The organism is Pseudomonas sp. NPDC089547 (assembly GCF_050280665.1).
Taxonomy (GTDB): domain Bacteria; phylum Pseudomonadota; class Gammaproteobacteria; order Pseudomonadales; family Pseudomonadaceae; genus Aquipseudomonas.
Genome location: NZ_JBNNVS010000006.1, coordinates 121,317 through 135,030, shown reverse-complemented (window position 1 = coordinate 135,030; position 13,714 = coordinate 121,317). Strand labels below are relative to the sequence as shown.

Here is a 13,714-nt window from a genome sequence, read left to right as displayed (position 1 = left end):
CGACAGGCCGGCCTTGAAGGGCTGAAGCAGGGGCGTCAGACGCGGGTCAGGGCCACGGCTGGTTGCGCCTTGCCATGCAGCTGCGCCAGGTCCTGGTAAAGCGCTCGGCCAATTTCTGCGGCGCGGGCCGGCAGTACCGAGAGCAGGGTGTCGCTCAGGCCGTGGCTGTTTTCGCAGAAGCCTTGCAAATACACCGAGGCTTGCAGGTCGGGGCTGGCCAGCACACGGTAGTTGCGGTCGACGCTGAAATCGTCCAGGTAGCCGGCCAGCGGCGCCAGCAGGTCGCGGTGCGACCGGCGCTCGTAGCCGGTGGCGAGGATCACGGCGTCGTAGCGGTGGGTTTGCTGCTGGCCGGTGGCGAGGTCGCGCAGGGTCAGTTCCAGGCCCTCGCGGGTGGCTACCACGGCTTCTACCTGGCGGCGGCACAGCACGTTGTGGCGGTGTTGGTGGGCAACCTTCTGCCGGTAGAGGATGCCGTAGATGCGCTCGATCAGGTTGAGGTCGACCACCGAGTAGTTGGTGTTGTGGTATTCGCCCAGCAGCTTGCTGCGCTGGTCAGCCGGCTCGTTGTAGACCAGGTCGGTGTAGTCCGGCGAGAAGATTTCGTTGACGAACGGGCTGTCATCGGCCGGCTTGAGCGCCGAACCCCGCAGGATCATGTCGACTTTCACCGACGGGTAGCTGTCGTTGAGGTCGATGAACGCCTCGGCGGCGCTCTGGCCCGAACCGATCACGGCGATGCGCATTGGCTTGCCGTCGGTGCATGGCAGCTTGTTCAGGCTGCTCAGGTATTGAGAGTGGTGGAAAACACGAGGGTCGTCCTTGAAGGCGCTGAACTTTTCCGGGATTTTCGGCGTGCCGCCGCTGCCGACCACCACTGAACGGGTGCGGCGGCTGTATTCACGGCCCTGGGCGTCGCGTGCGACCACGCGCAGGTGCTCGACCCTGCCGGCATGCACTTCAGGCTCGATGCGCAGTACTTGCTGGCCATACACCGCCTGGGTAGCGAAGTGCTCGGCTGCCCAGCGCAGGTAGTCGTTGTACTCCAGGCGGCAGGGGTAGAAGGTGCCGAGGTTGATGAAGTCGGCCAGCCGCTGCTTCTGGTGCAGGTAGTTGACGAAGCTGTAGGGGCTGGTGGGGTTGCGCAACGACACCAGGTCCTTGAGGAACGAGATCTGCAACTCGCTCTGGGTGGCCAGGGTTTCGCCGTGCCAGCGGTAGTCCTGCTGCTTGTCGATGAACAGTGCGTCGAGGGCATGGCCCTGGGATTCGGCGAGCTCTTCCAGGGCAATGGCCAAGGCCAGGTTGGAAGGGCCGAAGCCCACGCCGATCAGATCTTTGATGGTTTCCTGCTGTGATGACTGGCTCATGGCTGCGATTCCCTGAATGGTCGAATATGGACGCCCGCCGGGGCTCCGGCTCCTGCGCAAGTACATGAGGTGGAACGAGCCAGCCGGGGGGGAATTTAAGCGGGCTAAAGATCTGCGTGGGCTAGCCGATAGGGTAGTTACGGCAAGGACTGTTCTTTCAGCCAAGGAATCGACATGAGCGCAATTACAGCAAGCAACCTGATGATCAATGGCGTTTCGGCACAGACGCTGAGCGCCAACGCGGCGACCGAGCGTGAGCAGGCCAAACAGGCCGGTGAAGCACTGGGGCCGTTGAGCATCAGCAGCGACAGCATGAAAGTGTCGGCGGGTAGCCAGGCGCAAGCCGCAGACACTGAAGACAGCGGCGAATCGGAATCCATGAAGGAGCTGCGTCAGCTGATCAAGGATTTGCAAAAGCAGCTGGCCGAGGAGCAGAAACAGCTGGCTGCGCTGCAAAACAGCAAGATGGACGAGGCCGCCAAGGCGGCTGCGGTGGGTGCCAAGCAAGCGAGCATTGCCACCATCAACGGCCAGATCATGGCGGCCACGGCGCAGTTGCTGGAGCTGTTGCAGCAAGAAGGTGGCAGCAGCTCAGGCGGGATGGTCAGCACAACGGCCTGACGACCTACCTGCTGGTACGACCCCTGTAGGAGCGGCCTTGTGTCGCGATGGGCCGCACAGCGGCCCCAGGATTTCGGCATCGTCGCATGGATTGCCGGGGCCGCTTTGCGGCCCATCGCGACACAAGGCCGCTCCTACACAGGACCGCGTAGCATCAGATGGCGATGGTTACTCCGCCACCACCCGGCCTTTGCCCTGGCGGTCAGCCTTGTACTGCATGGCCACTGCTGGCGCCGGCTTGGCGGCGCCGGTTTCCAGCCACTGGCGCATGCGGCTGGCATCGGCAAAGTGGGTGTACTTGCCGAAGGCATCAAGGATGACCATGGCCACCGGGCGGTTGTCCATGCGGGTCAGCAGCACCAGGCAATGGCCGGCTTCGTTGGTGAAGCCGGTCTTGGTCAGCTTGATGTCCCAGTTGCTCTTGTTCACCAGGTGGTCGGTGTTACGGAAGCCCAGCGTGTAGTTCGGCTTGCGGAAGGCCACGGTCTTTTCGCGGGTGGTCGACAGCTCGCTCAGCATCGGGTACTTGCGCGAGGCCATCAGCAGCTTGGCCAGGTCGCGGGCGGTGGATACGTTCTGTGTCGAAAGGCCGGTCGGCTCGACGTAGCGGGTGTGTGCCATGCCCAGGCTACGGGCCTTGGCATTCATTGCCTTGATGAACGCCGGGTAGCCGCCGGGGTAGGCGTTGGCCAAGGAGTTGGCAGCGCGGTTTTCCGACGACATCAGGGTAATCAGCAGGGTTTCACGGCGGTCGAGCTGGCTGCCCAGACGTACGCGCGAATACACGCCTTTCATTTCCGGGTTGTTGGCAATGGTCATGGTGAGCATCTCATCCATGGGCAACTTGGCATCCAGTACCACCATCGCGGTCATCAGCTTGGTTACCGAGGCAATGGGCACCACTCGCTCGGCATGGCTGGCGTACAACTCCTGATTGGTGTTCAGGTCGATCAGCAGGGCGCTGCCTGAAGCCAGATGCAGCTTGGACGGGTCGCGTTGAACCTGGGCCGGGGGTTGTGCAGCAGCGGTCGACGGTAGGGTCGCAGTTCCTGTGAGCAACAGCAGCAGGCTGAGGATGGACAGGGATGTTTTCACGTTGAGGCTCACTAAAAGTTGGTATGTCGTTGGCTGTGCAAGGGTTTTCCCCCTAAAAACCGCTGCATTGTGGAGTATGGCCCAAACGCTGTCGAATGCCTTATGACTAAAGGGCGCAAGGTGAAGGAAATTTAATCCTGTACCCATTCTGTACCAATTACGTTCGTTTCCAGCTTCGCCAGTTCGGCCCAGTCGTTGGCTGAATTCAACTACTTGGCATAGGTTGTGAGCAGTACCTGTACTGAGTGACCCAGCTGAGGCTTTCGCGCACGGGTAGCACTCAAATGTGCATTGGTGCGTGTGCCCCAGTTGATCACAACGCAGTACAGTGTGTCAGCTGTCGTAGTGATAGCGGCATTGCAGGATAGTGAGAACGTTGGCCTCGAAGAAATAGACCAGGCGGTGCTCTTGGTTGATGCGGCGAGACCAGAGGCCAGTCAGATCGCCCTTGAGGGCTTCAGGCTTGCCAGTTCCGGTGAAGGGCGTACGGCGGCATTGGGTGATCAGCGAGTTGATGTTGTTCAGGATTTTGGCATCGGCCTGCTGCCAGTGGCAGTAGTCTTCCCATGCTTCATCCGTAAACTTAACCCCTGCGATGGTGCGGGTGTTGTCTTTGTTACTCTGCTTCTTCTTGCTCATTTATTGTCAATTCCTTGGTAACGGCTTTACCGTCCCGGAGCTGAGCAATGGATGAACGGAGGCGTGAGGCGTTCTTTGTCGAGGCTGTCAGGTACAGGGTCTCGGTCAGTCCGTTGTAATCTTCCAGAGAGAGCATTACGACGGGTTCGCCACGCTGACGCGTGATTATGGCGGGCTCGTGATCCCGGCAAACATCATCCATTGTCTGCTTCAGTTCGGCGCGAGCCTGGCTAAAAGTCAGTACGTGCATTTTTCAATCCTCGGCTGCTTACTTACCAGCCTATAGCTCTCGATCGAACCTGCAATGGCAAGGTTTACGAGGGAAGGTGTCTCTAATGGTCTTTTACCCGCGTCTTGGACTGCCTGGGTGACCTGTGATGTGCTTGTGCTACATACACATCGGCCAATACATCGGAAAGGTCCTGAAGGGCCGACAGTTATTGCTGTAAGTCAGCAATGCGGGGATGGTACAAAACGTTGTACAACCCTGTCAAGGCCCAACGCAGCTCCCGCACACATCCTGCATGTCAGTGCATTATTTTCGATACAGGTTGGCCATGGCCACTTGGCGTGGCCATGTTCCCTAAGGATGGTGGATTGATCTGCCCGGAATCAATCTGTACGCAAAATGGGAAACAGCGCTTGTGGGTTGCGTGATTCATCGTTCATCAACGTGCACGCCGCCGCTGCCTCGGACTTGTTGATAAAGCCGCGCTTGAGCCGTTGTTTCTCCTGGTTGTCGTAGATATCGAAGCCGCCCGAAGTGGTAGCGGCATAGAACCGGTTGCCGATGCGGACGGACTCGCCTTCCACTGGCACGGCAGGAACGATAACGAATCTTGGTTGCATGTTTCGCGCCTCCCCAGGCAGACAGTTAATTATTAGTCTGAGAGCGGGAAGGCAACAATATGACTCATCGAGACGAATCACTGGCGTGGCGTGTCACGGCGATCCCGGTGCAACCCATGATGGGCAAGGCACCGGGCTGCCTTTCGGGCTTGCGTCGTTCAGCGGTGGATCAGCGACAGTTCGCTGATGATGCAGATCGAGCCGTCATCGGCTGGTGTTGCAGCGGTGTAGTCAACCTGGTTGTAGATGCCGCCGTGGAATTCAAACAGGCGAGATGCCCAGGTGCTGTCGAGGTGCAAGTCACCTGAAGAGCCGGATACACCATTGTATTTGGCCGTAACATTGACCACACCAGCAGACGTGGTGTGGATGCTGACGATGAACCTGCCCCCCAGCGGCACCCCTTTGAGCACTGTCGAGTTCACCGGGTCGGCCTGGTTGTAGGTGCGCCGAAACCCCAAGGTGATGTTGCCTTTGTTCCAGAACACTTTTACCGGCGGGCTATCGTCCCCACGTACGTGCATCTGGGCGATTACCACCTTCTGCGCCGAATTGACCTTGGTCAGCGTCATGGTTTGGTAATTCCAGTGATCCTGAGCGCTGTCCAGGTTCCAGCCTTCAGTTTCCGTCCATTCGCAGCGGGTCCTGCGGGTGCTTTTGCTTGAAGCGCCTTTGGTGGGGGCGGAAAACTGGACAGAACCGTCGCTGAGCACCTTCACGATGCTCGGGTACCGGGCAATGGCCTGGGCACCGTTCAGTTCGAGTGCTACCGGGTTGGTCGAGGATACGGCTACCGGTGTGGCGATGATGAGGTTGCTGATGTCTACGGTCATGAGAAATCCTTACGTAATGCTGGGGTTGGGGTGCTCTGGCAGCCATGTTGGCGCCTGCCGTATAAAAGTTAGCGGCAGGCTAAATGTTGGTCAATAGCTTTAGGCTAAATAAATTTCGCTTTGCGCAAAATTACCCGCTGGCGAAAATTTTAGCGGCGGGGCTTTACGCTGGATTTGGCGGTGAGATAAGCTTTCTTCGAGCACTGTACTAATATACAGCTATCAGGATGAGAATATGTCTATGCACATGCAGTCAACCCCCCAGCAGCGCCTGGCAATGACCGGAATAGAGCGACTTAGCCTGCGGGTGTCGTCGATGATCAACCACCCGCTGGCGCAGACCCAGCGCTGGGTTGTGGTGCATCGCCTGGATACCGACGGTGATGCGGAGTGGGAAGAGGTGATGGGCCTTTTGTCCGAAACGTCCGAGTTGGACCTTACGTTCAATGATGACGAGAGCGTGACCGTGCGCTGGGCGCGCAGCAGTGTAGAGGAGCGCGACAACTTCATCGTCGAGCAGGGCAGCAAGGAGGAGGTCGAAGAGGCAGCGCCTTTCTGAGCATCATGAAAAGCCCGCCTGGATGGCGGGCTGCGGCGTTAAACCAGGTGTGCATTCCAGACCAGCAGCACCCTGGCCTGAATGTAGGTTTCTTCGCGGCGAATCATGCGGTCCTTGTGCCGTGCGTTGTCGGAGATCATTTCGAAGTGGTCCTCATCCGCAATTTGCAGCCGCTTGATGTAGATGTGATCACCCCAGGAAAAGAAGTAGATCCCGTCGCCCACGAAATCCCGGATGCTCACGTCCACGATCAAGGGGTCGCGGTGCTTGATGGTCGGCTCCATCGACTGGCCCCAGCCGGTCACCATCTTGAGGTGGTGGTGTTCGATGAATTCCAGGCCCAGTTCGCGAAGATGGCTGGGGCTGACGCGAACGTCCTTGAACATTTCCGGGTAATCGTGGGGGATCTGGCCACCGCCCATGGCGGCCCGCACGTCGTAGTGGGCAATCCACACTTCGTCACCCACCAGGCCAGGGCGGCCACGCTCGGCTTTGATCAGTGTGGCGTCCTGCGGTTCTTCAGCGGCGGCCAGCAACCGTTGCCGGGTTGCTTCCGCGATGCCTTTGCCGCTTCTGGCAAGCATCTGCTTGACCAGGTCGGCCGCAGAAAGTCTGCCATCGCCAGCTTCGACTGGCATCTGCACCGGGTCACTTGCCGACAGTGCGTCGAACCACCCGCGGGGCAGGCCCTCGATACCCTCGATTCGGCGGGCCACGTCATCGCCCAGGTTTTTTGCGGTCTTGTCAGAAAGGATCTGGCTAAGGTGTGCAGGCGCCATCCCCCAGCGCTCTGCGCAGGATCCCTTTCTCTGGTTGCCGATCAACTTGACCAGGTTGTGCTTGCGAATGTCGTAGATGTCCATGGGGCGAAGCATGCCAGTGTTTAGCTTGCTGCTAAATGTACGCATGGCTAAATTGGCTCTTGTGGTTGAATTAGCTCTAGGCTAAATTAAATCTACAAACAAGAAAAGCCGGCGAGACACCTTTCTCCATGGCTCATCACATCATCATCCGTAATGAGGTTCACATGGATCCGACCGACCTCGGCCCGGGCACAGTCACTTGGCTGAGCGGCACGGGCACTGTGTTGCTAGGTGCATTTCTGTGGCTGCGCAAGTGGTTGTCCAGGGATGCGACTGAGCGCGCGATGGACAACGCAGATGTTGCCGTCATTCGCCGCCTGACCGAGTTGCTGGACCTGGAACGGGATGCTCGCCGAGAAGCAGAGGCCAAAGCCGACGAGTTGGCGAAAGAACGTAACAGGCTGGTGCTGACGGTCGGGCGACTGCAAGGCAAGGTCATGGCGCTGAGTAGCCGACAGGGCCCTGGCGCCCAACGCTGAAGCTGCAGCCACAGGCAAAAAAAAGCCCACCATATTGGTGGGCCATAAGGGCGTAGGGAGCAACGCACAACAAATTCGGGTCAGGCGACGAGGGTGCCTGGTTGCAGCTGTTCAACCAGGGCTTGCGCCGAGGCGAGGGTTGGCATCGGGCCGCTTACGGCTTCGCCGTTACGTACCAGGTACCAGCACGCCAGCAGGCCCTGCTCACGCAGTGAAGTGGGAACGGCGCTGCCGACAACGGACATGATCTGGATAGTGGCCATGGGGACCTCCTGTGAAACATGGCTCTACCATACGCAGCAGCCTGGGCGGTTTGAAATCAACTTCCTCGATAGTGGTCATTAGTTCTATCAACCGTTACCAGCGCGGAGGGCCGTAATACACCGGCGGCGGGCCGTAGTACGTGCGGTAGCCCGGGGGCGGTGGCGCAGGCGCGTAGTACGGCTGGTAGTACACCGGCTGTGGTGGCGGTTGCACGTACACCGGTGGCGGCCCGTAATAGATCGGCTGGCGTTCGACATAAACGGTACGGTCGCGCCCGCCATATACCGTCGCCCCGACCACGGCACCGACCACCGCCGCACCTAGCAGCGGGCCGGGCCCATACCAACCACCGCCACCATGGCCGCCGTGCGCGGCAACAGGCCCGCTGGCAGCCAAGGCACCGACCAGCAGGGCGATTCCGGGAATGAGACGGTTCATAAAACAACCTCGCAGGCAAACCCCACGTTCGGGGCCTTACTACTATGACTCCGGTCTTCGTCAGCTGAGCACAGGGGAACGGTAAAGGTTGTGTAAGGGACGACCAGTGGTTACCTCTGTTACGCTGCACAAACGTTTCAGTTATGACAAAGGAGCAGGTTATGTCGACAACTCCAAGCAGGGACACTGTGCTGTGCATCTCACTGGCCGGTCGCCCTGGCACCTTCGGCGTGCGTTTTCACAATCACCTGTACCAACAGCTGGGTCTGGATTTCTACTACAAGGCGATGCGCACCGATGACTTGCCGGCAGCAGTGGCAGGTATCCGTGCATTGGGGATCCGCGGGTGCGGCGTGTCGATGCCGTACAAGGAGGCTTGCATGGCCTTGGTCGACGAAATCGACCCGTCGGCGGCGGCCATCGAGTCGGTCAATACCCTGGTCAATGCTGATGGCCACCTGAAGGCCTACAACACCGATTACCTGGCCGTGCGTCAGTTGCTGGCCCAGCATCAGGTTGACCCGGGCACCGCGTTTGCCCTGCGGGGAAGTGGTGGCATGGCCAAGGCTGTGGCCAGCGCCTTGCGGGACGCCGGGTTTACCGAAGGCATCATCGTTGCGCGCAACGAGCAGGCCGGGCGGCATCTGGCGGATGTGTGTGGCTACCGCTGGCTGCCTGAGCTGGGAGACATCTGCCCGCCAATGCTGGTGAACGTGACACCGATCGGGATGGCGGGGGGGCCGCAGGCTGAGGATCTGGCGTTTTCCGAACATGCCATTGCGGCGGCGGAGCGGGTGTTCGATGTGGTGGCGATGCCGGCACAGACGCCGCTGATCCGCCGGGCGCAGGCGCAGGGTAAGCCGGTCATCACCGGGTTGGAGGTGATTGCTTTGCAGGCGCTGGAGCAGTTTGTGCTGTACACCGGGGTGAGGCCGACGCAGGAGCAAGTGGATGCGGCGGTGGCGTACGCCCGGGATATCTAGTTACTCCTGTACTGGCCCTTTCGCGGCTAAAGCCGCTCCCACAGGTACAGCACAGCATCTGAAATCTGTGCGGTACCTGTGGGAGCGGCTTTAGCCGCGAAAGGGCCAGTACAGACTGCAACAGGGTCAGAACACCTTGTGCCCCTCGTCCAGCTGCTGATCCACCAATGCCCGGCCATGGGCCAGCGACACGTGCTGCGCATTTTCAACGTCTGAGAAAAACTTCATCGGCATCGACATGCGCCTGCTGGTATGCCCGTCAGGGGCGGTGATCAGGCAGCCGGCGGCATAGGGCAGGGGGGAGTCGGGGTGCGGCATCACGCTGGCGGTGATGGTGTGCTTGCGGTATTCACAGTGAAGAGATTGCATCGTCATTACCTCGCTGTGGCATGTGAAGCAGTTACCTTCATATACCACAGCAAGGGGCCGGGAGTTCCCGGCCCGACGAGCGAACGACGATGAACGCTTAGCCTTTCAGCTCGGTTGGCTGGATCACTTCTACCCAGTAACCGTCCGGGTCCTTGACGAATGCCAGGTGGTTCATGCGCCCGTCCTGCAGGCGTTTCTGGAACGGTACGTCCAGTGCTTCGAAGCGGGCACAGGCGGCGCGTACGTCCGGCACCGAAATGCAGATGTGGCCAAAGCCACGCGGGTCGGTGTTGCCGTTGTGGTAGGCAAACCCGGCATCGTTTTCGGTGCCGTGGTTGTGGGTCAGTTCCAGCACGCCAGGGATAGACTTCATCCACTGGTGGCGTTCGGCGTCATCGGCAGGGATTTGCGCCGGGTCGACCAGCGCCAGGAAGTACAGGCTGAAGGCGGCTTCGGGGAAGTCGCGCTTGTCCACCAGGCGGAAGCCCAGCACGCGGGTGTAGAAGTCCAGCGACTTCTCGATGTCCTTGACCCGCAGCATGGTGTGGTTGAAAACGAACTGGGCAGTGGCAGTGTCCGGCTGGGCAGTGACGCCAGGCAGGGTTTGCAGATCGTGCAGGCTCATGGGAACTCCTGAGACGGGGCCGGGCGCAGGGCACCGGCAAAACAGACAGGCTGGCCATGATACGGCAGTGCGCCGATAGCGCAAATGAAAGCGCCCTGCACGAGGCAGGGCGCTGGAATTAGAGGCCCGCATGTGCGGGCGCGTGGGGTCGCTAGTCCTTTAGCTGTCTCGATACTGAGCCAGCCCTTGTGAAAAAAGTGTGAAGTGGGCGTTGATGTTTCATCAGCGCACCCAGCTTTCAACCGTAGCGGCCCCGTACTGTTCCTTCCAGGCCTTGAGACCACGGTGGTTGCCGCCTTTGGTCTCGATCCGCTCGCCGGTGTGCGGGTTCTGATACACCTTTACCACGCGCGGGCGGCGCGTTTGCTTGGGCGCGGTGCTGGCAACCCTGGTCACGGCTTTGGGGTCGAGGATGGCGATGATATCGCGCAGGCTCTTGTCATAGCTTTTCATCAGGCCGACTAGTTTCTGCTCGAATTCGATTTCGCGTTTGAGGCCGGCATCCTTTTTCAAGGCTTCCAGTTGCGCCATTTGCTCCTGGAGCGCTTTTTCGGCAGCACGAAACTCTGCAAGTCTGGACACTGTAATCACTCCTGTACGTCGGTCGTGGCAGGGCGTGACGAACATTGAATACACATAAAACGCCAGCCACGCGGGTGGGTTCCGCTGTTCGCTGATATCGAGTGTAGTCATTCATTGCTACTGGGTAAACTGCAAACTTTTGTAAGTAAGGTGGGAACTTTCCTAGTTTTGCGTGCGGTATTTTCCGATTTTTTGGCGGTTGCCTTTTGCTACGTTTAGACCATGGTCCAATGGCCTGTGCCAGGGCCTTTGCGCGATCATTTCAGATGATGGCCGGCGATTGTTCGGCCGTGTCGCAGTACCGTGGCCAGTGCGTGCCACAGTGTGTTAATTCGCCTTTGATTCTGGATGTTTCTCCGCATGTTTCCCCCATCTCCTCACGCCTGCGGGCGTCGTGTTGCCGGCCTGTTCCTGTTGTGTGCCGGTGCCAATGCCCAGGCCGTCGGTTTTCTTGAAGACAGCAGTGCCAAGGTTGAAGCACGCAATGTCTATTTCAACCGGGATTTTCGTGACGGCCACACCAGTTCCACTCAGGGCGCGTCAAAGCGGGAAGAGTGGGCGCAAGGTTTTATCCTGAATGTACAGTCGGGTTATACCCAGGGGCCGGTGGGTTTTGGTGTTGACGCCCTGGGCATGTTCGGCTTCAAGCTCGACTCCAGCCCGGCAGACAGTAACAGCGGCTTGCTGCCGTCGTCGGGCCACGATCCGCGGCATTCGGCTGACCAGTACGCGAAGATGGGGCTGGCGGCCAAGGTCAAGGTGTCCAATACCGTGCTCAAGTACGGCTCGATGATGCCGGATGTACCGTTGCTCAAGTACAACGACGGTCGCCTGCTGCCCACCCTGTTCCATGGCGCCATGCTTACCTCCGAGGAGGTACGCGACTTCAGGTTCACCCTGGCCCGCCTGGACAAGTACACCGCACGCGACTCCACTGACCGTCAGGACATTCGCGTGCATTGCAAGAACAAGCGCTATGCCTGCGATACCGAGGCTGATCACTTTGACCTGGCCGGTGTCGATTACCGTTTCAACGAGCGGCTCACTGCCCAGTACCAGGTGGCGAAGCTTGAGAATATCTACCGCCAGCACTTCCTTGGCCTGGTGGCCAGCCAGCCTTTGGCGGTGGGTAGCGTGTCTGCCGACCTGCGCCTGATCAAGAGTGATGACATCGGCAATGCCCGCGCCGGCGAAATCGACCATCGCGCCTTCAGTGCAATGCTCGGCTATAGCCTGGGCGGTCACAAGGTCAGTGCCGGCTGGCAGCGCATGTACGGCGACAGCGCCATGCCCTATCTGGATGGCAGTAACCCCTACCTGGTGAACTATGCGCAGGTCAACGATTTCGCCGCTGCACAGGAGCGTTCCTGGCAGGTGCGTTATGACTATGACTTCAAGGCACTGGGTGTGCCTGGGCTGACCTTCTTCACCCGTTATATCAATGGTGACAACATCAAAGTGCCGGGCAGCATGGCCGAAGGCAAAGAGTGGGAACGCGACACCGAGTTCAAGTACCAGGTGCAAAGTGGCACGTTCAAGGATGTCAGTGTACGCCTGCGTAATTCCACTTACCGTAGTAACTACGAAAAGTGGGCACGCGACATGGATGAGACGCGGGTTATTGTCAGCTACAACTTCTCGATCTTCTAAGCGGTCGCTTTGCCAAATACCGGCAGCCGCCTGACAATGGCTGCTGGTTCCCGTAAAGGGCAGGGCAATGAAAGACCTGTTGTTGATCGGTATCGGCCCGGGCGACCCGCGCCAGATCACCTATGAGGCAGTCGACGCGCTGCGTAGCGCCTGCGTGTTCTTCGTGCTCGACAAGGGCGGCGACAGGGATGAACTGGTACGCCTGCGCAAAGCTATTCTGCAACGCTACCGTCCCGAAGGCGGGTTTCGGCTGGTGCAGGTGGCCGACCCCTTGCGTGATGGCCGGGCAAGTGACTACCTGGGCGCGGTGCAGGACTGGCACAGGCAGCGCGCCGGGCTGTATGCCCAATTGATCGAGCAGGAAATCGGCGACGGGGAAACCGGCGCCTTTCTGCTGTGGGGCGAGCCCACCCTGTACGACAGCACCTTGCGCATTCTCGACCTGGTCCGCGACCGGGGCGTGGCGCTGCGTCTGCGGGTTGTCCCGGGTATCAGCAGTGTGCAGGCGCTGGCGGCGCGCCATCAGGTGCCGCTCAACCGTGTCGGCGAGCCGCTGACTGTGCTGCCCGGGCGGCGTCTGGCCGGGCAGGGGCAGGTCGACAACGTGGTGGTGATGCTCGACGGGCAGTGTGCGTTTGCCCAGCTTGATGACCCGGCGTTGATGATTTACTGGGGCGCTTACCTGGGGACCGAGGATGAAGTGCTGATTGCCGGGCGGTTACGGGCGGTCAAGGCGCAGATTCTGCAAGTGCGTGAGCGGGAGCGGCGGCGCAAGGGGTGGATCATGGATACCTACCTTTTGCGCAGGGAGCTGTGAAGTGTGTTGCCTTTGCTGGCCCCTTCGCGGGTAAACCCGCTCCCACAGCAAGTGCACAAACCTTCAATCCATGCGATCCCTGTGGGAGCGGGCGTGCCCGCGAAGAATCCAACGCGGTACATGGCACCGGCTGCGCCGGTGTTCGCGGCGGTTCGACGCATCGACTCGCCCGCTCCCACAGGGTCCCTGCTAAATCAGTAAGTAATGTGCAGTTCTGTGGGAGCGGGTTTACCCCCGAAGAGGCCGGCACAGCCAATACAGGTTTCAAGCCTGGCCCAGAATGGCCACTACCTTTTCCCGCAACTGGTCGATACTGAACGGCTTGCCGATCATGTGCATGCCCTCGGGCACATTGAGGCTGTCGGCATATCCACTGGCGAACAGCACGGGCAGCAGCGGGCGCAATTCGCGCGCCTTGCCTGCCAGCACTTCGCCGCGCATGTCCGGCAACCCCACATCGGTCATCATCAGTGCCAGTGCCTGGCTTGGGTCTTCGAGCACCCGCAGGGCGGCTGTCGCATCTTCTGCCTCGATGACCGTGTAGCCCAGCTCGTCGAGCACTTCGACCATCAGCATACGAACGATGTCGTCGTCTTCGACTACCAGAAGGTGCATGGTTCGGGTCCTGTGCAATGAATGTCTTTAATCTGTGCACCGCATGGCAGCAGAAGTTCCCGA

19 protein-coding genes are annotated in these 13,714 nt (G+C 59.7%); 6 read left to right on the top strand and 13 right to left on the bottom strand.

Translation table 11 applies throughout. The features are described from left to right. Positions 1-35: 35 nt before the first annotated feature. The gene (locus tag ACQKPZ_RS06510; protein WP_427536280.1) at positions 36-1,370 is read right to left on the bottom strand and encodes a lysine N(6)-hydroxylase/L-ornithine N(5)-oxygenase family protein; all 1,335 of its coding nucleotides are present in this window, start codon (positions 1,368-1,370) and stop codon (positions 36-38) included. A gap of 174 nt (positions 1,371-1,544) precedes the next feature. Here ACQKPZ_RS06510 and ACQKPZ_RS06505 point away from each other — a divergent pair, with 174 nt between their 5' ends. After that, on the top strand, positions 1,545-1,991 hold the full coding sequence (locus ACQKPZ_RS06505) for a hypothetical protein (protein ID WP_427536278.1): 447 nt from the start codon (positions 1,545-1,547) through the stop codon (positions 1,989-1,991). Positions 1,992-2,159: 168 nt separating this feature from the next. Here the strand turns inward: ACQKPZ_RS06505 and pbpG are convergent, their stop codons facing one another. The 5 genes from pbpG to ACQKPZ_RS06480 form a co-directional block, all read right to left on the bottom strand. Next, on the bottom strand, positions 2,160-3,086 hold the full coding sequence (gene pbpG, locus ACQKPZ_RS06500; protein ID WP_427536276.1) for a D-alanyl-D-alanine endopeptidase: 927 nt from the start codon (positions 3,084-3,086) through the stop codon (positions 2,160-2,162). A 333-nt stretch (positions 3,087-3,419) separates the two neighbouring features. Further along, the gene (locus tag ACQKPZ_RS06495) at positions 3,420-3,725 is read right to left on the bottom strand and encodes a Txe/YoeB family addiction module toxin (RefSeq protein ID WP_403201740.1); all 306 of its coding nucleotides are present in this window, start codon (positions 3,723-3,725) and stop codon (positions 3,420-3,422) included. Continuing rightward, positions 3,703-3,975 (bottom strand): type II toxin-antitoxin system Phd/YefM family antitoxin, encoded by a 273-nt coding sequence (locus ACQKPZ_RS06490; RefSeq protein WP_427536274.1) that lies wholly within the window; start codon positions 3,973-3,975, stop codon positions 3,703-3,705. Before ACQKPZ_RS06490 ends, ACQKPZ_RS06495 begins: the two co-directional genes overlap by 23 nt. A gap of 362 nt (positions 3,976-4,337) precedes the next feature. Further along, the gene (locus tag ACQKPZ_RS06485; protein ID WP_427536272.1) at positions 4,338-4,574 is read right to left on the bottom strand and encodes an Arm DNA-binding domain-containing protein; all 237 of its coding nucleotides are present in this window, start codon (positions 4,572-4,574) and stop codon (positions 4,338-4,340) included. Between the two features lie 158 nt (positions 4,575-4,732). Further along, positions 4,733-5,407: a polysaccharide lyase family 7 protein gene (locus ACQKPZ_RS06480; protein WP_427536271.1), complete on the bottom strand. Its 675-nt coding sequence runs from the start codon at positions 5,405-5,407 to the stop codon at positions 4,733-4,735. Between the two features lie 235 nt (positions 5,408-5,642). Between ACQKPZ_RS06480 and ACQKPZ_RS06475 the strand changes: the two genes are divergently transcribed. Further along, positions 5,643-5,966 (top strand): DUF1654 domain-containing protein, encoded by a 324-nt coding sequence (locus ACQKPZ_RS06475; RefSeq protein ID WP_427536269.1) that lies wholly within the window; start codon positions 5,643-5,645, stop codon positions 5,964-5,966. 38 nt (positions 5,967-6,004) lie between these two features. On the opposite strand, the gene ACQKPZ_RS06470 is transcribed toward ACQKPZ_RS06475, so the two are convergent. Next, entirely contained in the window at positions 6,005-6,829 is an 825-nt protein-coding gene (locus ACQKPZ_RS06470) for a S24 family peptidase (RefSeq protein WP_427536377.1), read from the bottom strand. Positions 6,830-6,993: 164 nt separating this feature from the next. On the opposite strand from ACQKPZ_RS06470, the gene ACQKPZ_RS06465 reads away from it, so the two are divergent. Continuing rightward, complete coding sequence (locus tag ACQKPZ_RS06465) at positions 6,994-7,308, top strand: chemotaxis protein (protein WP_427536267.1); 315 nt, start codon at positions 6,994-6,996, stop codon at positions 7,306-7,308. 80 nt (positions 7,309-7,388) lie between these two features. On the opposite strand, the gene ACQKPZ_RS06460 is transcribed toward ACQKPZ_RS06465, so the two are convergent. Further along, positions 7,389-7,571 carry a hypothetical protein gene (locus ACQKPZ_RS06460; protein ID WP_028613209.1) on the bottom strand — a complete coding sequence of 61 codons (183 nt, stop codon included), beginning with the start codon at positions 7,569-7,571 and terminating at the stop codon, positions 7,389-7,391. A 94-nt stretch (positions 7,572-7,665) separates the two neighbouring features. After that, the gene (locus ACQKPZ_RS06455) at positions 7,666-8,010 is read right to left on the bottom strand and encodes a hypothetical protein (RefSeq protein WP_427536265.1); all 345 of its coding nucleotides are present in this window, start codon (positions 8,008-8,010) and stop codon (positions 7,666-7,668) included. Positions 8,011-8,171: 161 nt separating this feature from the next. Here ACQKPZ_RS06455 and ACQKPZ_RS06450 point away from each other — a divergent pair, with 161 nt between their 5' ends. After that, complete coding sequence (locus tag ACQKPZ_RS06450) at positions 8,172-8,993, top strand: shikimate 5-dehydrogenase (RefSeq protein ID WP_427536263.1); 822 nt, start codon at positions 8,172-8,174, stop codon at positions 8,991-8,993. Positions 8,994-9,119: 126 nt separating this feature from the next. Here the strand turns inward: ACQKPZ_RS06450 and ACQKPZ_RS06445 are convergent, their stop codons facing one another. The 3 genes from ACQKPZ_RS06445 to ACQKPZ_RS06435 all read right to left on the bottom strand — a co-directional run bounded on the left by ACQKPZ_RS06445 (position 9,120) and on the right by ACQKPZ_RS06435 (position 10,569). Beyond that, complete coding sequence (locus ACQKPZ_RS06445) at positions 9,120-9,362, bottom strand: hypothetical protein (protein ID WP_427536261.1); 243 nt, start codon at positions 9,360-9,362, stop codon at positions 9,120-9,122. A 97-nt stretch (positions 9,363-9,459) separates the two neighbouring features. Further along, the gene (gloA, locus tag ACQKPZ_RS06440; RefSeq protein ID WP_427536259.1) at positions 9,460-9,987 is read right to left on the bottom strand and encodes a lactoylglutathione lyase; all 528 of its coding nucleotides are present in this window, start codon (positions 9,985-9,987) and stop codon (positions 9,460-9,462) included. A gap of 222 nt (positions 9,988-10,209) precedes the next feature. Further along, complete coding sequence (locus tag ACQKPZ_RS06435; protein ID WP_391129203.1) at positions 10,210-10,569, bottom strand: histone-like nucleoid-structuring protein, MvaT/MvaU family; 360 nt, start codon at positions 10,567-10,569, stop codon at positions 10,210-10,212. Positions 10,570-10,929: 360 nt separating this feature from the next. On the opposite strand from ACQKPZ_RS06435, the gene ACQKPZ_RS06430 reads away from it, so the two are divergent. Beyond that, the gene (locus tag ACQKPZ_RS06430; protein ID WP_427536258.1) at positions 10,930-12,219 is read left to right on the top strand and encodes an OprD family porin; all 1,290 of its coding nucleotides are present in this window, start codon (positions 10,930-10,932) and stop codon (positions 12,217-12,219) included. Between the two features lie 67 nt (positions 12,220-12,286). Then, positions 12,287-13,036 carry a precorrin-6A synthase (deacetylating) gene (gene cobF, locus ACQKPZ_RS06425; protein WP_427536256.1) on the top strand — a complete coding sequence of 250 codons (750 nt, stop codon included), beginning with the start codon at positions 12,287-12,289 and terminating at the stop codon, positions 13,034-13,036. Between the two features lie 264 nt (positions 13,037-13,300). Here cobF and ACQKPZ_RS06420 read toward each other — a convergent pair whose 3' ends face one another. Next, positions 13,301-13,651: a response regulator gene (locus ACQKPZ_RS06420; RefSeq protein WP_427536254.1), complete on the bottom strand. Its 351-nt coding sequence runs from the start codon at positions 13,649-13,651 to the stop codon at positions 13,301-13,303. Between the last annotated feature and the right edge of the window lie 63 nt (positions 13,652-13,714).